Origin of the sequence: Streptomyces sp. NPDC060028, assembly GCF_042736725.1 — a bacterium.
Classification (GTDB): Bacteria; Actinomycetota; Actinomycetes; order Streptomycetales; family Streptomycetaceae; genus Streptomyces.
Window position 1 is genome coordinate 22,648 of sequence record NZ_JBHWVJ010000068.1, and the last position, 18,666, is coordinate 41,313.

An 18,666-nucleotide genomic window follows, 5' to 3' on the forward strand; every position below is an offset into this window, starting at 1 on the left:
TCCTGTTAGCGACTGAAAAGCCTCGCCCACTGTCTGTGGGCGAGGCTTTTCGGCAGTCTGACGGCAACGGTGACGGCAACGTCAGCGGACGACCGCTGCGGCGGGTGGGTCGTCAGGGTCGTCCTTGTCCGTGCTGAGGGCATCGCCCAGCGCGTTGATGGCTTGATGCTGGAGGCGGAGGCGGAGGCGGAGGCGGAGGCGGAGGCGGAGGCGGAGGCGGAGTCGGACGTGGGCGTAGCCGCCCGCGGTGACTCCGATGTGGGCGTGGCCGAGTAGTTCCTTGATGACGACGAGGTCGACGCCTTGCTCCATGAGCAGGGTGGCGGTCGAGTGCCGTAGGTCGTGGAAGCGGATGGTGCGGAGTTCTGCCCGGCGGAGGAGGCTACGGAAGCGACGGGTGAGGTTGGCGGGGTCGAGTGGGCCTCCGGTTGGAGTGGTGAAGACGAGGCCGCTCTCCTGCCAGCCCTGCCCAGCGCCGCTGCGCTCTTTCTTCTGGTGTTCTTGCTGGTTCTTCAGCGAATGGATGCATTCAGCGGGAAGCGCGATGCGGCGTTCGGAAGCTCGGGTCTTGGTGGGAACGATGGATAGACCGTCAGATCGGGTGCGCTGGAGGGATCTGCGGATGCTGGCGGCGCCTGCGTCGAGGTCGAGGTCTTCCCAGTGGAGGCCGAGGAGTTCGCCTTTGCGGAGTCCGGTGCGCAGGGCGAGTTCGTACAGCGCGTGGAGCCGGTCGGTCTCGGCTGCTCGGAGGAATTGGCGGGCCTCAGTGGCTGTGAGTGGTGCAAAACGGCGCGGACGCGGAGTCGTCGTCTTGACGTTGCGGGCGACGTTGCGCGGCAGCTCATCCTCACGCACCGCGTGTTCAAGCGCGGACTTGAGAACCGAGTGCACGTAGGTCACGGTCAGCGGGGAGAGCCTCTTGCCGCAGCACTCGCCGATGGCACAGCAGCGTCGCCGGGTGGTGTCGAGTCCGTGGGCGCAACACTGGCACGCGGCACGGAGCAGGTCGAGGAAGGTCCGGACATCCTTGGCGGTGAGTCGGGCGAGCTTCTTGGTTCCCAGGCCCGGCTTGAGGTAGAGGCGGATGCAGGTGGCATAGCGGGTGTGGGTGTTCTCGCGCAGCCTGTGGATGGCCACGCTGCCCAGCCAGTAGGCCAGGTACACACCCACCGTGCTGTCTGCTGTTGCGACAGGGAGACCGCGGTTGCTGTCTGCGATCTTCCCGGTGAGCTTGTCCGCAGCTTCCTTCCGAGTGGTGCCGTAGACGCGGACGCGCTTGCGTCTGCCGTCGGCGGCGAGGACGTAGCCGGCGGCCTCCCAGCGCCCGTCCTTGCGCTGGTAGATGGTGCCCTCGCCGTTTGCGCGGGCCTTCCCCTTCGGGCCGGTCATCGGACGGCCCCTTCCAGATGCAGCTGGATGTAGTCGGTGAGCGCGTGCACGGGGATGCGGCGGGCGCGGCCGATCGTGAGCGAGGCGAGGCGGCGGCTGCGGATCAGGTTGTAGAGCGCGGATCGGCCGATCTTGAGGCGGGCCATCACTTCGGGCACGGTGAGGAGTTCGTCGTCACGCACGGGCCGTCACCGCCTGAGGGTGGGTGCCGCCAACGAGGCGGGCGAGTCGTTCGAGGTCGGGTGTGAGGCCGGTGCCGTCAAAGGCCCAGTGGGCGAGGACGAGCGTGGTCGCCTCGGGTGTGGGGGTGTGGCGGCGGTGCCAGGCGGCGCGGGCCTCGCGGAGTGCGCCGAGGGTGGTGGAGTAGGTGCGGGTCTTGGTGGAGAAGTGGCCGCGGAAGCCGAGCATGTGGGCCCAGGTCCGCAGTTTCAGGTGTTCGAGGTCGCGGCGGGCGCCGAGGGCCCAGGCAGTGCGGATCATGCGGGCCGCGTGGTCCGGAATGGTCTCCTGCCCGAGTTCGGCGATCAGCTTCAGGCGGTGGTCGAGGGTGCCAGCCGCGCTTTCGGCTCCCTTGGTGGCGTACTTCGCCACGTACCCGGCGACCTTGCCCTCGGTGATGGTGGTCCCGTCCTGGAAGGCGGCGGACCGGATGACCTTGACGTCCAGCTCCTTGCCGAAGCCGAAGGAGTAGGTCCGGTCGTTGATCTCCGGCCCGTCGACGTGGGCGCGGGCGGCGGCAGCGTGGACGGCATCGGCCAACATCTCGGGTGTGGCCCACGCGGGTGGCGGGGTGTGGCCGCCTCCGGGGCCGTCGAGGCGGATCACAGCGTGGAAGTGGATCAGTCCGCGTCGCTGGTACTCGGCGACCTTGGCGTACGAGACGCGGGCGACCTTGGGGAGCAGGCGTTGGGAGATTCCGGCTACGGCGGCGATGGTGCGGCGCAAGTGGAGCATGAAGCGGGCCCATAGGGCGGGTGCATGGGCGTTCCACAGGACCGCGCCCTTGTAGTCGTACCGATCCGGGTCGAGCGGGGTGCCGAGGGCCGGGGCGTCTTTGGCGTGGGTGCGCCCGCACCCGCAGCGCGCGGAAGAACTGGAGCGCCGACCGTGAACCGGACCGTACGAGGGTGCGGTGAGGGTGGCGAAAACCCGCGGGTGGGAGGCGACCTGCTCGGGGATCTTCTTGCCACCGCGGAGCCCCGCGGCGATGAGCTGGTAGGTGTCCTGGCGGTAGAGCTCGGCGCAGGAGGGGCAGCGGGTGGTGCGGCGGTTGCCGCAGCGGAGCAGGAGGTGTCCGGCGGGCAGCTCCTTGGACTTCAGTTCTCGGAGGATTTCGCCGGTGGTGGGGTTGATCTCGGCGCGGTGGCCTTCGAGGCGGATGGGCTGGGCGCACCCGCCGAGGGAGGAGAGCTGTCGGACGAGGCCGGGCAGGTCCCGGTAGGAGGTGAACGCCGCCAGGTCGGCGGTGGTCAGCTCGGGGCGGGGGATTGTGGCGGTGCGGTCGTGCGATGGCATGCTGGCAGGACCTCTCTGCGTTCCGGCACATGCGTGTGCCTTGGATGAAGGGGGGAAAGGCCCCGGCAGGGGCGAGGGTTTGGCGACTACACGCCTCTGCCGGGGATCACTGCGATACGGGGCCGGGATGGTCCTGGTCTTGGCTGCTCGGGTGGATGGCCGGCGGGGGTCACGCGGCCTTGCCGAGGTCGATGTGGTCGGGGAGTTCGCGGATCTGGAGGCCGTTTGCGCACATCAGGTCGTTGATCTGCCAGCAGGCTTCGGTGGGCAGGTAGACGGAGCGGAGCCGGACGGGGGTGCGCATGTCGCCGACGGAGGCGATCGAGACACCGGGCGGCATTTCCCGGTCGGCGGCGGTGATGTCCAGTTCCCGGCCGTCCGGGAAGAGGTGCAGGAAGTCCTCCGTGGTGTCGACGCGGTGGCAGATACGGGTGGACAGGTTGGTGCGTACGGCGGTGGTGAGCACGTCGGCGGACGGCTTTTGGGTGAGGAGCCACAGTCGGATTCCGAACTTGGCGCCCTGGCTTGCGATGGCCAGCAGTTCGGCCTCGAAGCGCTCGCGGGCCTTGCGGTCCGGGTGCCGGGTGTAGTTCGCCACCTCGTCGATCGCCAAGACGATCAGCGGCAGTTCGGGGCTGAAGTTGGTGATGCGGTCGGTACGGCCGGACCAGAACAGCCGCTCCCGCTTCTGCATCTCCTCCCGCACCCAGCGCAGGATCTCCGCCGGCTCATCTGGGTGGATCGAGTCGGAGACCTTGTACGCGGTACGCCACCATGGGGCGACGGCCCCGAGGTTGGGGTCGATGACGATCAGACGTACGTCTCGCATCAGGGACGCGTAGGCGAGCAGGGTGTTCACGTTGATCGACTTGCCGGAGCGGGTGGCCCCGGCGATCAGGGCGTGTGCGGAGTTGGCGAGGTTGAGCACGACGGGGGTGCCGTCCTCGTCCCACCCCAGCAGCACGTCATCCGTGGAGACGAACTGGCCTGGGCGACAGGCCGGGGACCCGTCGGGACCGAGCAGGGGTGAGCTGATCACGGCCTCCAGCGGCTCGCGCCGGAACCCGCGCGCCACGATCACCCCGGGCTTGGGCTGGGAGATCCGGATGCGCCGCATCCCCCACGCATCACGCAAGCCCTCGCTCGCGTCCTGCCAGGCACTCAGCCCCACCTGCGGGAGGGCATCCGCGGTGACGGTTACGCCGAACGGGTCGGCTTGGGTATGCAGACGCGGCGCCAGTACCCTCGGCTTCGCGGGCGTCTCCTGCGGGCTGAGCTGCTGGAGCACGGTAGGCGTGGCGTCTTTGACCGCCAACCTCAGCATCAGGGCCAGCCGCTTCCAGCCCCACCGGATCCGTCGTGCCTGACGGAGGCTGATACGGGTCTCCCCGTCGGCCCGGTACCAGCGCCCGAAGCGGAACCCGGCCACACGAGCAGGACGAGCAAACCGAGACAGGCGACCAGGAGCGCCCCGGTGCTGAGTGCATTCGTAATCGGCATCAGGCGGCCGTCTTGACGGTGACGGCGTCCGCACGCAGCGAGATACCGTGCCGGTCCTTGCCGTTGATCTCGTTCTCCCAGGCCGAGGCGACGAGCCCGGTGAAGACGACCGGCATGCCGACCTTCAGGCCCTTACCCAGGCCAGGCTCCGGCACTTTCACGGTGATCACTTCGGCGCGCCCGTTGAACGCGAACATCACGTCCACCTGGTGCAGCTGGGCTCCGGTGGCCCGGTCGATGGCAGCCTCCCGGCCTTCGCGGTCCTTGAACTGCGGGCGGGGCTCGGAGGCCAGGATCTCCAGCGCCTGGGACTGGTCGATGGGCATGGTCTTCACGGCAAACCTCCAGGTGAGAGGGGGTGAATCACCCTTGTGGGCGATCGCATGCCGCAACCATACATTTATTCCATCCTAAGTCCATCCCTATTGAATTCCATCCGTTCCTGAAGTGGTCCATCCATAGGGCGGCTACCCTGGCACCGTGGGCGGCTGAGCTGGTGAAACACAGAGGCGACGGCCCGCCTGCGGCCTGTGGGACTCGGAACCGGATCAGGGGTGGACATGCCTCGTGTTGACGACGCGCGCTTGACGTTCGAGCGCATCGCGGACGACCTGCGGCAGCAGATCCGGGAGGAGAAGCTGCGGCCGGGCCAGCTGCTGCCGACCCAGAGCCAGCTCATGCAGGAGTACAAGGCGTCGAGCCTGACCGTGCAGAAGGCCATCCGGCTGCTGCGCAACGAAGGCTGGGTCATCGCCCGCCAGGGGCGCGGCACGTTCGTGACCCGATCGGCCGACTTCGAGGAAGCCTTCGAGAACGTCGCCAGCGATCTCCAACAGCAGATCTACACCGGCACACTGGCCCCCGGAGCCAAGCTTCCCGCCCGTCAGGTCCTGGCAGACCACTACTCCGTGCCGCTCAACGTGGTCACCAACGCCATCGCCCTGCTGGCCAGCAACTTCCTCCTGCGCTACACAGGCGAGGTACCCGGTGAGGACGTCTACGTGCGGGACTGGGACGACCACGGCTTCGCCACGCAGCTCATCCACGGCCGGCTGGTCAGGAAGATCAGGGACGGATCGCTGCCCAGGGGCTCCACGGTCACCGTGAACGAAGTGGTCGACACGATCGGCGGCGACGCAGAAGCCGCGGATCAGGCCCTAACCTTCCTCGCCCTAGAGGGCCGGGTCAAGAAGGTCCACCGGACGAGCGGGGCACACCAGGAGAGTGCGTACGCCATTGTGGGTGGCGAGTTCGGGACCGAGCTGCCCGTCAACGTGCAGCCAGTGGACGAGGAGCCCGAGGAGCTGGGTGTTCCAGACCGGGAGTTCCCTTCGGCGGCCGGGCTCGCGGACCTGGCCCACAAGCTTCAACTCGCCCTGGAGCAGATCGAAGAGTTGCAAGAGCGCGTCGAGCGACTGGAGCGCAGCAACACCGATTGAGATGTGTGAAAGCGACGGGGCGTCCCCGGAGTTTTGAATCTCCGAGGACGCTCCGCGTTCATGGCTCAGGGCTGGTACTCGTAGCCGATGGTGAACCGGGGTGGAAGGCACCATTCCCCGTACTCGATGATCCCTTCCGAGTCCGACCACCGGTGGGCACCGGCCAGGATGGGCGAGCCAACAGGTAGGCCCAGCGCACTCGCCTCGCGCGCGTCGGCGGGGCGGGCGTGCATGTCGTCACGGGCGTGCGCGATCGTGCGCCCGGTGGCTTCGAGCACCCGCGAGGACAGTCCGTGATTGCGGCCCGGAGCGGTGTTCAGTAGATCGGGGACCAGGGCGGCGAACGGTGCTGGGTACCAGGTCACCGCGAACACAGTCCGCGTCTTGCCGCGGCCGGCCAGCCACTCCCGCCGGACGATCTGGTCTCCGGGCTCCAGATCGAAGATCTCAGCCACGTACAGCGGCGGGGCGATCAGCTCAGCGGCCGTCACGCGGCTCGTTTCTCCCTCGGCCAGGAACGACTTCACCCGCTGGACCCTGGCCAGCCGGTCACGCGCCGACAGGGTCCACCTCGGGTCATCTGCGACGAACGTACCCCTGGGGGTGGTGCGGATGAAGTTCTCGACCTGGAGAGCTTGCAGAGCCCGGGACACGGTGGCGGCTGCGGCCTGCCACTGTCCGGCGATCTCCCGGTTGGTCGGCAGCTTGGCCCCCGGCGCAAGCTCGCCCGACAGGATGCGCTCTCGGAAGTGATCAGCGATCTTCGTGAACGTCTTGGGACTGGGCATAAGGCGTGCCCCTCCATTGAGTTGACGTGCTGTCAGTGAGGGCACACTAGTGCACTACGAACCGTAGCGGGAGTGCTTCGGCCACTCGAATACTGAACTAGAGCACCGACCTGTCAACAGGTCAGCCATGTGACGTTCGAAGGGTGGCGACGCACCATGAGTGAGCCGACCAGGTACTCGACTGCGCCTGTTGAACTACCGCTGCGATTGGAGCCGGACCCGGATCCCGTCGAGGGCTGTGCGGGCTGCACCGAACTGGCCAACGTACGCGACCGCGCACACATGGTCGGCGACATGACGACCGTGACCGACTGCAACGTCTACATGCGACGCCACCCTGAGGGCCACCAGTGACTGCCCGCGCCGTGTACCGGCACGTACCCCACACCATCCGGCACGTCCCCGAGGGCGGCATCACCTACGAAGCGTTCTGCGTCACCGCAGGCTGCGACGCCGAGTCCGGCCCACACGACGAGCAAGAGGCCGCACAGGACTGGGCCCTTCGCCACGCCGGATGCACCGGCCACGACCTCTTCAGACGCGTCGTGACCGACCACGCCAAGGTCACCCGAGCTGAGTAGGCGTAGCTATGGCAGCACCACCTGAAGCCACGCCAGCCAATCCGACGCCCGAGGCCCCATCCCAGCACGAGCCTCCACCGATGGCCATGGCATGCCGCCGAAGAGGGATGCGTCCAAACTTTCTATACGTCTTCAAGGCGACCCGCTGGCGCGGGTCGCGCGCGGCACGGCCGCCCACCGGCCCGCTCTCGGCTCCGCCACCGCGTGCCGGCCAGCGACCAGGCCGCGCAAAGACAGCGCAGCGGATGACCGGAAGCGCGAGGAAGCCCGGACGTTCCCGCATGGCGAGGGCCAGGCCGACGGCGAGGCAGCGGCAGGGCGTTGGCCGGTACGCAGCTCGCGGGTGGGTCGGTCGGCTCCGTGAGCTTTACCCACCTGTTCGAGCCGGGGCCCGCGTCGGGCAAGGCCAGGGGGCCACTCGTTCAAATTCCGGGCAGGATCAAAGCCTGCCCGAGTTGCCGGCCAGCGTACGGCCCCCTGACCATGCCCGACCCCAACCCGAACAGGACACCGGCCAAAGCCCACTCCGCCGCCCTCACGCGCGTAGCCGTCTGACGGCAACGCCGACGGCAACAGGGGCGCACAACACGGCACTTCCACGCACACCCATGGACTGGCCGAATTCCGCTGACCTGCAAAAACGCAGATGACAGCACCTCAGCACGCACACGTACTATGTGCTCGCAGGCGCCACTCCAGTCCTCGTTCACAATTGCGGCGGGGTTGCCCCAAATGGAAAGCCATGTGCCTGCAATGGATCGACGAACCCTTCTACGCCGGACCTGATCCAGGCGATAGCCACGCGAGCACAGGCTAGATTGGGGGGCAGCGGTGCTGTTTCCGGAACGGCAAAGCATGGATACGCTGACACCCTTCTAACACGATACCAAGGGATCTACGGAGATCGTGGTCTAATCACAGAGACAAGCTATCTGGGCGGAGGCACTCATCCAGTTCCGAGGGGTACCCGCGGGAGCGCTCGTCCAGACGTATTCGATCCGGCCACTGGTACCGTTTACGACTACAAGTTTGTCCAGAATCCTGGGCAAGGGATATCAAAGTGGCAGGCAGATAAGAATGCGGCGAACATCCCAGGCGTAAACCTGACAATCGAGGTCAATCCGTGAGTAAATTCGATGCGGCTACAGCAAGGCGTGTAACCGCTGATTGGGCAAGATGTTTTGACGGATTTGACGTCTGGAGACCACTGCGGCTCATGCGTCGCATCGGTCCGGTCGTCCAGGGGATCACGCTGGACCGGACAACCGCAGGTGACGGATATTTCCCCACTGCGCACGTCCATAATCTGGCACGGGCGTTCCCTGCGATCACGCTTGCCCTAGGGCAACGGTTGATCGGAAGCTCTGGAATGCAGGAGAGTGTCCGTTTCTCGCGTCACAGTGACGACTTCATGGATGCAGCCGAGAGATTGGCATCGCAGAGCAACCTCTCGTTGTCTATTCCGCCAACCGTCGCGGAAATCGCGAAGGAATACACCTCCTTCGCTGTTGCCCAGCAGGGGAAAGGGCATCCACCGGCGGTGGATTCCATTGAAGACGGCATTTTAATCGCCGCAGCTACTGGTGATCGAGCACTCGTCGAAGATGGCCTGCGGATTGCGCGAGAGCTGGCAGGTGTCTGGCCAAAATCAAGGCTGCCCATCGATTGGAATGGATCGGATGCGTGGATTTCCGGTCTGGAGGAGCGAGCCGCTAATCTGAACCAGCTGACTGCTGTCATTGAGGGCCAGGTTGTGTTTCATAAGTTGACCAAGGTGCGCGTCGTACAACGATGATCGCGGCTTGCGTCACCCACCTCGGAAGCTCCCGCGCTCCGTGGGGTCTCTGAGGTGGGTGACGGCAGTAGTTGACGGCAGCAGCAGCGGACGGGGGCGTGCCGGACGGTCGTTCGCGTCAGCGTGGACATCTCTTTCAGTGTCGGGCTGCTGCTGGCGCGATGCCGATCTATGACGCAGGCGCCGCCCCCCGCCGCCTCGGACACGGCGCTGCGTGCGAAGCCTGACTGGCCGATTCGAAGGAACGACGGCAGCAGCGCTGCCCCTGACGCATGGCCCGGCAGCTCAGTGGGTTCAGCAGGCCAAGGCACTTGGGTGAGCTGTTCAGAGTTTCTTTACTGGATCAAGGCGGCCCGCTGGCGCGGCCCGCCCGCGCTCCGGCCCCGCCGGTCCGGGCGCGCAATAGCCGCCAGCGGTGTCTGTTCTGGGGCTCTGCCCCAGGCCCCGGCCCTCTCTCTGAGGGGGAGGAGGTCGAATTCAAGTACGGCCCCGTCGTGGTGATGAGTGGTCGGGGTCGCGGGAGGGGTCCCTCGTCGCCCGGTCACCGGAGGCGTACCAGGAACCTCCGGGGGCCGCCAAGGCCGAGCGCAAGCGTCACGGTGTGAGCCTTGGCGGCCCCCGGAGAACCCTGGTACGGCGAAGCTGCCCGACCGACGAGGGACCCCTCCCGCTCACGCCCCGATTCTGCTGGCGCCCCGGCCCTGCATAGTCCGGCCACCTGCTCGGCACCAAGTCGGTGGTAGGTCGCCGCTTCGGGCGGGTATCTGCCGGATAGCTCTCGGTTGACTCGTCGGACCGGCGTACCGTGGCGCTGGAGGTGGTCAGCTGATGGCTACGGAACTGGCGGACAACGTCCGTAAGTACCGGCGTCGGGCCGGGATGAGCCAGGAAGAACTCGCATACGCCGCAGGCGTCTCGCCGGGGACCGTCCGCAAGGTCGAGCAGGGCGGCACGGTCCGTATGGAGACACTTCACGCCCTCGCTCGCGCGCTGAGGGTGACCACGGGCACGCTGATGGCGTCCGATGCCCCCGAACCCGTGGGCCGTGCAGAGGAGCCGAACCGGGTCAACCTGATCCAGCTTCGCGCCGTACTCACCCCGGCTGTCGGGCTCGTGGACCAGGCCGCCGAAGCAGTGGGCGAGGAACCCAACCTGCGCGCCTTCAGCCGAACCGTGGGAGACGCGCGGGTCCTGTACTTCTCCGACAGCTACAAAAGCGTCGCGGCACAACTCCCCGACCTGCTGCGCGATGCCACGAAGGCCGTCGCCTATTACAGCAGCGGAGACGAGCACCAGCAGGCCCTACTGGCCCGCGCCGAGGCACTGCGTCTGGCCGGCACCTACCTCACCCAGGTCCGGCAGTACGACATCGCCTATACCGCGCTGGTCGGTGCGATCACGGATGCCAGGCAGGCCGGGGACATGCTCGCGGCGGGATCCGGCGTCGGCGGTATGTGCTGGCTGCTCGTGCGGCAGGGCCGGCTGGACGAGGCGGAGCGGATCGCAGCCCAGAGCATGGATGCGGTGGAACCGAAGATCACCGGGGCTGAGCCGGACCATTACGCGGTGTGGGGCGGTCTGGCGATGGAGGCCGCAGCCGCAGCCGCCCGCAACAACCGACCGGATGCGGCGAAGGAGTACCGGAAGGCGGCGCGCGTGGCGGCAGCCGCCGTTGGTACGTCGCACCGCAACGTCTCGCGGCACTGGTCCGTCTTCGGGCCAGTCACGGCGGCGATGAAGGCCCTGGAAGACTCCATGGTCGTAGGGGACGCGCGCGCCGTAGTGCGCAAGGCAGGTGAGCAAGAGGAGTTGTCGCCCAAGGCGTGGAAGCGCTTGGGTAGGCCCAGCACGAACGACGGGAACCGCTTCACCCTTGACGTGGCGCGCGCCCACGCGCGTACCGGGGACCTGTCGGCCGCGATGGATGAGTTGACCCATGCTCGGTCGGCGGCACCGGAGTGGATGCGGCATCAGAACATGGCCGCCGAGACCATGCAGGAGATCCTGGGCAAGCGGAAGCGCACCCTCACGACAGAGATGCGCGAGATGGCCGACTACCTGGGCGTTATCGGATAGCTACCGCGCAACGCGATACTTTCGGCACCCTCCGTCGCCAACTGGCATGCCCCATCGATGGAGTGACGGACAGTAGGCCCCTACGGTCGCCGTATTCCATTCGGCTACCCAGGTGGGGGTACACGGTGAGCACACCCAGGACCGACGCGGACCGTATGCGCCGCAGGGAGTTGCACGACGCATCGGCAGGCGTGACCGTCCCCGCTTACTGCCATGGACCACACAGGACGGGAACCCCTGCTACCTCAGCACCGACGGCAGGGGGTACCTCTCCTCTCTCGCCGATAGCATCGAAGAGGTGCAACTCGACATGGGCGAGGAACTCCTCGGGTACGCCCGTCAGGTCGTGGCCCCCGGAGCCAAGGAGCTGTCGGCCGTCGAACACCGGTGGCTCGCCTGCCGGCTGACCGAAACCCTGGCTGACGCACTCCGGGTCGCCGAATCACGCGGCGAACGCATCCCTACCCCGCCAGAGAACCCCGGCTCCTGACGGCAGTAGCGACGGCAACAACCACGGATTCAGGCACACAACCACGGACTCCAACGGACCCCAAAACTCCTCCCCACCTGCATAAAAGCAGCTAGAGGAGGGGCTGCCAGCACACGTACTATGTGCTCGCAGGCGCCACTCCAGTCCTCGTTCACAATTGCGTGGGCGGTATTGATGCCTCTGGGGCTGCGTGCTCCTGCCCGAGCCCAAGGCCTGCTAAATGGACCATCGATGCGATCCAGCATCCAGATAGTGCAATCCATGCGGCCGAGCAAGGTGGTGAGGGCATGATGGTGACCCTCGACAGGGCGGGTGCAGACGCCAGGCGGGCAGGTAATCTGCGAGGCATACCAACACGTCCCGGCCAAGATAGGGACGAATTCCCGCCTGCAATGTTCAGTGAAGGGGCAGGTGCTCACGTAAAGCACATTGGGGCGGGAGACAATCGAGGTGCCGGTTCTGATATGAAGAATCAGCTCGTAGGTATTCCGAACGGCGGTCGAGTGATGGTCACCATTATGAGTCTCGGCTACATATTGGGGCAGAATCCATGACATGCGAGGTCGAATGAACAAGTTGTTTTCGGTTGCGAGTGGGGCAATTTGTGCCAACTTGCCGAAGAGTGGTCCAATCTTTGGCGGTGCCGAGAGCCCCCTCGAGATCCTGCTGACCGAGATGAACGGGTTCTACGCCTTCGAGTCGGCGCTCCACGTATTTCCCTCGGGCGAGCCAGGGCTGCCGGGGCGTTCGCTGGAGGAGTGGAATTCAAAAACGCTTTGGCGGGAAAGTTACGGCCCTTTGGTGCCGGAAATGGTCTTCTTTGCGGAGGATGTTTTCGGCGCTCAATTTGCTGTGGCACGCGATGGTATGGTCTATTCCTTTAATCCTGAGACGGCTGCTGTATCGAAATTCTCCGAAGATGTCGCGAGTTGGCGGGATGACATTATCGAAGACTGGAATTATGCCACTGGATACTCAGTGGGGCATGAATGGCAGACCCGGAATGGGTCACTGCCTCCGGGGCATCGGCTCGTACCCAGGATCCCGTTTTCTGTCGGTGGAGAATTCTCCTTCGATAACATTATTCCCGTCGAGGCTGTTGCGGCGCTGAAATATTGGGGTGGCTTCGCACTTGCGATCTCGAGGTTGCGGGACGGTGATCAATTTAAATTCAACCCGGAAGTGATCGAGAACTTGAGATGCGGGATATGGTCGCCAGGGGGACAATCGGTTTGTCGCTGCTTGACGTGAATCTCGTCAGCCGTGCACTGTAGCGGCCGCAATTCCGCGTAAGACACACGAGCCCTCATCGACAGTAATGTTGATGAGGGCTCGCGCCTTTTGACGGCAACTGACGGCAACGTCAGCGAACGACGGCTGTGGCGGGCGGGTCGCCAGCTTCGTCGTCGGTCGCATCCAGTGCGTTGCCGAGGGCGTCGATGGCTTGGCGTTTGAGCCGGGAGTCGTACGTGGGCGTAGACGCCAGCGGTGACGTCGATGTGGGCGTCACTCAGCAGCTCTTTGATCACGACGAGGTCAACGCCCTGCTCCAGGAGCGGGGTGGCGGTTGAGCGTCGGAGGTCGTGAAAGCGGATGCGGGGCATGCTCAAGGCTCGCCCGAGTTGCCAGCCAGTGTACGGCCCCTGACCATGCCCGACCCCAACCCCAACAGGACACCGGCCAAAGCCCATTCCACCGCCGTCACGCGCGTGGCCATCTGACGGCAACAGGGGCGCACAACGCGGCACTTCCATGCAGGCCCACGGACTGGCCGAATTGTTCTGACCTACGAAAATACAGATGACAGTACCTCAGCACGCACAGGTACTACGTATTTGCAGACGTCGCACCCGTCCTCGTCCACAACTGCGACATCAGTCGCTCAACGAGGCCGTGGGCCTCGGACGGCGTACCCGCCGGTGAGCACCAGAGGGTACGGGGTGCCGACGTCGATGACGGCGACCAGGAGTCGGCGGTGCAGGTCGGTCAGTTTCACGCCGCGGCGAACCCGGCGAACCCGGCCGTCGCGAGCTCGGGGAAGGCTTCCTCCCACACCTGCCTGACGTGCCTGCTGACCAGGGTGCGCAGGACGGGCCACTGCGCCAGGAGGAGGTCGCGGTTCAGCAGGGTTACGAGGTCCTCGTGCCGGCCCTCGGCCAGGACCGTGCGGTACAGGCCCATGCGCAGGCGCGGGCGGTCCAGGTCGTAGGCGCGCAGCCCTGACCAGGCGACATGCAGCGGCAGGTCGACCACGCCGTGCTGCGGGCCTGCGAGCTTCTCCAGCAAGGCGGGCAGCCGGCCCGCGTAGCGGGCGTGCAGCACCTCGGCCGCGGAGGGCGCCGTACCACTGGAGGAGAGCGTGACCATGGACCCGATTATCCCGCGTCCCGCCCGTCCCCGGTACCGCAGACGCGACACACCGACCCATCGGCTGCACCAGGCATCCCGCCCCCGGCCCATCCCGGCTACGTACGGCGCCGACATCGGCAGACGAGTCGACGGGTCAGCCGCACCGCCGAGAGCTGGTCGATCTTGATGAACCTCGATGAGTATCGGGTTTGCGGGCTGACGCCTGCCCAGCGCTTACCCGGTCTCCCCTGAGGCTCTGGGAAGCCGCCCTGTCCCGTCGTCCTATGGCGGCCGGGCGCTGTTTGCGTGATTGGCCAGGTCAGCCCTGGTGGAGGTGCTGGCGACGGCCGGCGCATGATGGCTGTCATGGAGAACGCGGTCGAGAAGATCAAGGTCTGGTTCCGGTTCATCCCTCGCGAGGGCTGGTTCCCGCAGGACACCGAGGGCCTGTGGGCGACGAGGGTCGGCGCCGACGCTGCCAGCGTGCAGAACGCCCCGTTCCTTCAGGACGGAGTGGCCGAGGGCGACGTTGTGCGGTTCCAGACCGACTCCGACGGGCTCCACTGGGCTGGCGAGCGGATCAGTTCCTCCGGCCACTGCACGATCCGCGTTGTGCCTGTCCCTACCGGCCCGTTGGGACGCAGCCCCCACGCGGTGCACCAGAGGCTTTCAACGTTCGGACTCGGAGGCGAGGTCTTCAGCGAGGACTTCCCCATGGTGGCCTTCACCGCCCCGGCGGACGCGGACTTCGCCGGCATCAAGGCACTTCTGACCCGAGGGCGAGAGGAAGGATGGTGGCACTACGAAGTCAGCTGCGCCACCGACGCGTGGCGGAACGCCTGACCCTATGAGGCCTCAAATCTTTACGACCAGCCTTCAATGCCACCGCTCGGCGCAGCAGTTGGAAGCTGAGACATCACGAATGCGGCGGATGCCGGAAATTCCCGTCTCTTTGAAAGTGCTTCAGATCGGCCGCTTGCCCACTTAAAGTGGCAGGTCAGCAAGTCTGCTCCCCGCACCCGCGGGGATGAGACCACACCTTCATCACCCGATTCCGCATCCCCCGCCTGCTCCCCGCACCCGCGGGGATGAGACGGATGCTCGTAGGCGCATCGTAGGCTTGCCATCCGGGAGAGCCCTGCCGCTTGCCCTCCGCGCTGCTCTCCCCGGCCCCGCAGGCGGCATCATGGCCAGGCGCCAGGTGAATCCTCGCGACCTCGACCTCGTCATCGCTGCCGTACACGCCGTCGACCCCTGCCCCGCCGATCAGGAGGCCGCCTGGACCGACCGGGTCCGGGAGCGTGCCGTCAGTCTCTACGTGCTCGGCGACACGGTCGGGCAGGACATCGCGCGCCTGGACGCCGCCAAGCAGTTCACGGCGACGCTGCTCGACGTACGGGTGGAGGCCTCCAGCACCCGCGGGGTCCTGGTCCTGCGCAACACCTCCGGGAGCTCGAGCAGCTCATCCGGACCGACCGCGGCGATTCCGAGGCCGGGCGGGCGATGATCGAGCGCGCCCGGGCCCTGGGCGGACACCGGGTACGGGGCCACCGGCTCAACGAGCGCATGGCCTCCAACGCCAAGCTCGAGGTCCGTATCGTCGTGCACCTCGCCGACTTCGGCGTGGACACCGACCCGGTACCCGAGAACAGTGCGAAGCAGAACGTCCTCGCCGCCGCCGAAGGAGACACCGGCGTAGCGCTGCAGGCCTGGGCGCGCAAGCTGGTCTGCCGGAGTCCGGGTCGGTGTCCGTACGGCAGTTGGCCGACGCCCTGGCGCAGCTCCCGCACGCGGAGGGTTAAGCGCTGCGCGGCGCCGTCAGGTGGGTGGTGAGTTCCTCGACGAAGGCCTCCAGGTGCGGCGGCCGCGGGCCCGGGAGGGTGGCGCAGTACCAGGTGCGGGTCAGCGGCTGCGCGCCGATGCGTACCAGGGCGAGGTCGTGCGAGGCCACGTACGGGGCGGCCACCCAGTTGGGCAGTACGGTCACGCCCTGGCCGCCCGCCACCATCTCCACCACCAGGTCGGTCACCACGGGCATGGTGATGATCCGGCCTGGCCGGGCCCCGACGGGGAGCGGCAGCGGCATCGACGGGATGCGCTTCTGATCGTAGAAGTCGTACAGGACCAGGTCGGCGCCGTCGAAGTCACGGGCGGTCAGGTGTTTGCGGGAGGCCCACGCGTGCCCGGCGGGCACCACGGCCATCATCTCGTCCTCGAACAGCCGCGTCAGGGACACCCGGTCCATCTGCAGGTCCGGCTTGGTCACCAGTGCCACGTCCACGAGGTCGGCGAGCAGCGCCGGGATCGGCGCGTCGTCGGCGACGGTCTCGATGCGTACGTCGATGTCCGGCTCGCGTTCGCGGAAGGCGCGCAGGACGGGTGGCAGCCAGGGGTAGGTGGTGCTGCATTGCGCGGTGAAGCGGACCCTCCGGCCGCGTCCGTCGCGGATCTCCCGTAGGTCGCGGGAGGCGGACTCCAGTTCGCCGAGGACCTGGCGGGCGGCGACCAGCAGCCGGCGGCCGGCCGCGTTGGGGACCAGGCGGCGGCCCTTGCGGTCGAAGAGGGGCATGCCGAGGCGGGCTTCGAGCCGGGTCAGGCGCTGGCTGAGCGCGGGCTGGCTGACGTAGAGCCGCTCGGCGGCGGCGGTCAGGGAGCCGGCGTCGGCGGTGGCGTGCAGGAGCTCCAGGTCACGCAGGTCCACATCCATAACTCTGGATTATCACATGCTCCACATTCCGTCGTGGTGTTATGAGTTGAGGGCTCGTAGGTTTCTGGTGTCGACCAGACGAGACGAACGAAAACCGAACCGATCCGCCGCCCCGAAAGGCACCCACAGCCATGACCGACACCACGACGACCACGATCGCGACTACGACGACCGCGACGACCGCGACCACGACCGCCCTGATCACGGGCTCCTCCAGCGGCATCGGCCTGGACATCGCCCGCGCCTTCCTGGCCGGCGGCGCCAACGTCGTCCTCAACGGCCGCGACCCCGACCGCCTCGCCAAGGCCGCCGCCGACCTCGGCCACCCGGAACGGACCGCCTGGGTCACCGGCGCCATCGCCGACCCGCAGACCGGCCAGTCCCTCGTCCGCACCGCGCTCGACCGCTTCGGCGGCATCGACGTACTGGTCAACAACGCCGGCACCTTCGCCTCCAAGCCCTTCACCGAGGTCACCGAAGACGAGCTCGACGGCTTCCTGACCGGCAACCTCAAGGGCACCTACCTCACCACCCAGGCCGTCGTACGGGCGCTGCGCGCGCAGGGCCGCGGCGGCAGCATCGTGAACATCGGCACCGTCCTCGTCGACCACGGGCTGGCGGGCTTCCCGGCCTCCGCACCGGTGGTCAGCAAGGCGGGCGTGCACGCGCTGACCACGAGCCTGGCCGCCGAACTCGCGGCCGACGGCATCCGCGTCAACCTCGTTTCCCCGGGCATCATCCGCACCCCGCTGCACACGGCCTCGGACGTCGACTCCTTCGGCGGGCTCGCCCTCCTCAATCGGGTCGGCGAGGTGTCCGAGATCTCCGAGGCCGTGCTCTACCTCGCGGGCGCCACGTTCGTCACCGGCCACGCCCTGCGCGTGGACGGCGGCCACGTCACCGGCCGCGCCTGAGCCCCGTACCCCCTCCGCCCCCTCCCCCTCTCCCGCAAGGGCATGACCACCATGCCGTACGTCAACGTCAAGATCACCCGCGATGGTGCCACCGCCGCCCAGAAAGCCGAGATCATCGCAGGAGTCACCGACCTGCTGGTCAAGGTCCTTGACCAGGACCCCGCCACCAGAAGGCGAGCCGCAGTCGGGCGTCGATCACTGTCGTCCCGGCGGTACCACCTTCGGCGCCGACGCCGGGTAGGGGCATTAGAACGTGGTCGGGGCGGTGCTGGGAACGGAAGGACTCACGCAGCAGTTTGGCGCCGGCGGACAGCTCCCGGTCCAGGAACCGGCGCAGCGGGGTGCGGGGGTTTTCGACTCCGCTCTTGAGGCTCATACAGAGGCCGCATTCGGTAAGCACGCCTCAGGGTGGCTCTGTTCGCCAGTCCGACGGCAGTTGTCCACGACTTCGGGAGGCGCCCCGCCTGGGCCCTGGTCGATGTTCACGCGAACGGGAGGCACCTCGTGGGCCCTCCCGCCGGCCGGGTGGAGGTAGGCGTCGGCCGAGCCGCGCCCGGACGCCATCGCTCCCCGTAGGGTGGTCTGATGTTCGATCATTTGGAGATCAGGGTGTTGCCGCGGGGACCTCGGTTCGCTGCCCAGTTGCGGTTCTGGGTCAACGGCGAGGACTTGGTCGAGGAGGTGGTCGGTGGATCCGGACCGTACGCGTGCCGTGGGCCGTACGCGTCTGATGCGCTGCCGGCCGGCCGCCCCAGCCCTCTCCGGGCGACCGGCGAGGCACGCCGCCTGGAGCTGGGTGAACCGGACTGTACCGGTGGCTGCTGCGGCTTCCTGACCGTGGTCGTGCAGCGGTTCGGGGAGACCGTGCAGTGGTCGGACTGGGAGGTTCCGTCGGAGTCTCCGCTCGCGCCCGCGCCCTACCCTCCGCCGGAGTTCCACTTCGACGCGAGTCAGTACGACGCCGAAGTGGCACGCGCTGAGGCGACCGGCTGGTGGCAGGTGCACCCGTAGCCCAGCACGCCGCGGCACTATCTGGCTGCTCATACCGACCCCGTGTACGGGGAACGCCTAAGGGTTGTCCCGTAAATGATCTTTGAGTTGCCCTGGGCAGGGGGCAGTCGCG

The 18,666-nt window shown here is 67.0% G+C and carries 21 protein-coding genes and 2 pseudogenes; 13 read left to right on the top strand and 10 right to left on the bottom strand.

Annotated features, from left to right (window positions below):
- Positions 1–81: 81 nt before the first annotated feature.
- From ACFWBF_RS27640 to ACFWBF_RS27660, 5 genes are all read right to left on the bottom strand, one after another.
- Positions 82–1,389, bottom strand: a complete 1,308-nt coding sequence (locus ACFWBF_RS27640; protein ID WP_385606635.1) for a tyrosine-type recombinase/integrase — start codon at positions 1,387–1,389, stop codon at positions 82–84.
- The gene (locus ACFWBF_RS27645; RefSeq protein ID WP_385606637.1) at positions 1,386–1,571 is read right to left on the bottom strand and encodes a helix-turn-helix domain-containing protein; all 186 of its coding nucleotides are present in this window, start codon (positions 1,569–1,571) and stop codon (positions 1,386–1,388) included. The genes ACFWBF_RS27640 and ACFWBF_RS27645 overlap by 4 nt, the downstream gene beginning before the upstream one ends.
- Positions 1,564–2,904, bottom strand: coding sequence for a replication initiator (locus ACFWBF_RS27650; RefSeq protein WP_385606639.1), 1,341 nt, complete (start codon positions 2,902–2,904; stop codon positions 1,564–1,566). Before ACFWBF_RS27650 ends, ACFWBF_RS27645 begins: the two co-directional genes overlap by 8 nt.
- Before the next feature lie 169 nt (positions 2,905–3,073).
- Entirely contained in the window at positions 3,074–4,333 is a 1,260-nt protein-coding gene (locus ACFWBF_RS27655) for an FtsK/SpoIIIE domain-containing protein (RefSeq protein WP_385606641.1), read from the bottom strand.
- A gap of 70 nt (positions 4,334–4,403) precedes the next feature.
- Positions 4,404–4,739, bottom strand: a complete 336-nt coding sequence (locus ACFWBF_RS27660; protein ID WP_267038450.1) for a hypothetical protein — start codon at positions 4,737–4,739, stop codon at positions 4,404–4,406.
- Between the two features lie 249 nt (positions 4,740–4,988).
- Between ACFWBF_RS27660 and ACFWBF_RS27665 the strand changes: the two genes are divergently transcribed.
- The gene (locus ACFWBF_RS27665) at positions 4,989–5,843 is read left to right on the top strand and encodes a GntR family transcriptional regulator (RefSeq protein ID WP_385606643.1); all 855 of its coding nucleotides are present in this window, start codon (positions 4,989–4,991) and stop codon (positions 5,841–5,843) included.
- 65 nt (positions 5,844–5,908) lie between these two features.
- Here the strand turns inward: ACFWBF_RS27665 and ACFWBF_RS27670 are convergent, their stop codons facing one another.
- The gene (locus tag ACFWBF_RS27670; protein ID WP_267038452.1) at positions 5,909–6,631 is read right to left on the bottom strand and encodes a GntR family transcriptional regulator; all 723 of its coding nucleotides are present in this window, start codon (positions 6,629–6,631) and stop codon (positions 5,909–5,911) included.
- A gap of 156 nt (positions 6,632–6,787) precedes the next feature.
- Here ACFWBF_RS27670 and ACFWBF_RS27675 point away from each other — a divergent pair, with 156 nt between their 5' ends.
- The 6 genes from ACFWBF_RS27675 (at position 6,788) to ACFWBF_RS27700 (ending at position 12,824) form a co-directional block, all read left to right on the top strand.
- The gene (locus ACFWBF_RS27675; protein ID WP_267038453.1) at positions 6,788–6,985 is read left to right on the top strand and encodes a hypothetical protein; all 198 of its coding nucleotides are present in this window, start codon (positions 6,788–6,790) and stop codon (positions 6,983–6,985) included.
- Positions 6,982–7,212: a hypothetical protein gene (locus ACFWBF_RS27680; RefSeq protein WP_385606646.1), complete on the top strand. Its 231-nt coding sequence runs from the start codon at positions 6,982–6,984 to the stop codon at positions 7,210–7,212. The genes ACFWBF_RS27675 and ACFWBF_RS27680 overlap by 4 nt, the downstream gene beginning before the upstream one ends.
- Positions 7,213–8,428: 1,216 nt before the next feature.
- Positions 8,429–9,007, top strand: coding sequence for a hypothetical protein (locus tag ACFWBF_RS27685; protein ID WP_385606647.1), 579 nt, complete (start codon positions 8,429–8,431; stop codon positions 9,005–9,007).
- 828 nt (positions 9,008–9,835) lie between these two features.
- The gene (locus ACFWBF_RS27690; protein WP_385606649.1) at positions 9,836–11,083 is read left to right on the top strand and encodes a helix-turn-helix domain-containing protein; all 1,248 of its coding nucleotides are present in this window, start codon (positions 9,836–9,838) and stop codon (positions 11,081–11,083) included.
- Between the two features lie 298 nt (positions 11,084–11,381).
- Positions 11,382–11,573 carry a hypothetical protein gene (locus ACFWBF_RS27695; RefSeq protein ID WP_385606650.1) on the top strand — a complete coding sequence of 64 codons (192 nt, stop codon included), beginning with the start codon at positions 11,382–11,384 and terminating at the stop codon, positions 11,571–11,573.
- Between the two features lie 567 nt (positions 11,574–12,140).
- Positions 12,141–12,824 carry a hypothetical protein gene (locus ACFWBF_RS27700; protein ID WP_385606652.1) on the top strand — a complete coding sequence of 228 codons (684 nt, stop codon included), beginning with the start codon at positions 12,141–12,143 and terminating at the stop codon, positions 12,822–12,824.
- Between the two features lie 112 nt (positions 12,825–12,936).
- Here ACFWBF_RS27700 and ACFWBF_RS27705 read toward each other — a convergent pair.
- Positions 12,937–13,180, bottom strand: a pseudogene (locus ACFWBF_RS27705) (tyrosine-type recombinase/integrase); the annotation flags it as partial.
- Positions 13,181–13,565: 385 nt separating this feature from the next.
- A complete protein-coding gene (locus ACFWBF_RS27710) occupies positions 13,566–13,940 on the bottom strand; it encodes a hypothetical protein (protein WP_385606654.1) in 375 nt (124 codons plus the stop codon).
- A gap of 348 nt (positions 13,941–14,288) precedes the next feature.
- Here ACFWBF_RS27710 and ACFWBF_RS27715 point away from each other — a divergent pair, with 348 nt between their 5' ends.
- The 3 genes from ACFWBF_RS27715 (at position 14,289) to ACFWBF_RS27725 (ending at position 15,755) form a co-directional block, all read left to right on the top strand.
- Positions 14,289–14,765 (top strand): DUF4265 domain-containing protein, encoded by a 477-nt coding sequence (locus ACFWBF_RS27715; protein ID WP_385606655.1) that lies wholly within the window; start codon positions 14,289–14,291, stop codon positions 14,763–14,765.
- Between the two features lie 343 nt (positions 14,766–15,108).
- Positions 15,109–15,429 carry a hypothetical protein gene (locus ACFWBF_RS27720; RefSeq protein WP_385606657.1) on the top strand — a complete coding sequence of 107 codons (321 nt, stop codon included), beginning with the start codon at positions 15,109–15,111 and terminating at the stop codon, positions 15,427–15,429.
- Entirely contained in the window at positions 15,426–15,755 is a 330-nt protein-coding gene (locus tag ACFWBF_RS27725; protein ID WP_385606659.1) for a hypothetical protein, read from the top strand. The genes ACFWBF_RS27720 and ACFWBF_RS27725 overlap by 4 nt, the downstream gene beginning before the upstream one ends.
- On the opposite strand, the gene ACFWBF_RS27730 is transcribed toward ACFWBF_RS27725, so the two are convergent.
- Complete coding sequence (locus ACFWBF_RS27730) at positions 15,721–16,629, bottom strand: LysR family transcriptional regulator (RefSeq protein WP_385606661.1); 909 nt, start codon at positions 16,627–16,629, stop codon at positions 15,721–15,723. The genes ACFWBF_RS27725 and ACFWBF_RS27730 overlap by 35 nt on opposite strands.
- Before the next feature lie 131 nt (positions 16,630–16,760).
- Between ACFWBF_RS27730 and ACFWBF_RS27735 the strand changes: the two genes are divergently transcribed.
- Positions 16,761–17,543, top strand: coding sequence for an SDR family NAD(P)-dependent oxidoreductase (locus ACFWBF_RS27735; RefSeq protein ID WP_385606663.1), 783 nt, complete (start codon positions 16,761–16,763; stop codon positions 17,541–17,543).
- 51 nt (positions 17,544–17,594) lie between these two features.
- Positions 17,595–17,660, top strand: a pseudogene (locus tag ACFWBF_RS27740) (hypothetical protein); the annotation flags it as partial.
- A gap of 22 nt (positions 17,661–17,682) precedes the next feature.
- Here the strand turns inward: ACFWBF_RS27740 and ACFWBF_RS27745 are convergent.
- Entirely contained in the window at positions 17,683–17,919 is a 237-nt protein-coding gene (locus ACFWBF_RS27745) for a hypothetical protein (protein WP_385606667.1), read from the bottom strand.
- A gap of 209 nt (positions 17,920–18,128) precedes the next feature.
- Here ACFWBF_RS27745 and ACFWBF_RS27750 point away from each other — a divergent pair, with 209 nt between their 5' ends.
- On the top strand, positions 18,129–18,554 hold the full coding sequence (locus ACFWBF_RS27750) for a hypothetical protein (RefSeq protein WP_385606665.1): 426 nt from the start codon (positions 18,129–18,131) through the stop codon (positions 18,552–18,554).
- Positions 18,555–18,666 lie beyond the last annotated feature (112 nt).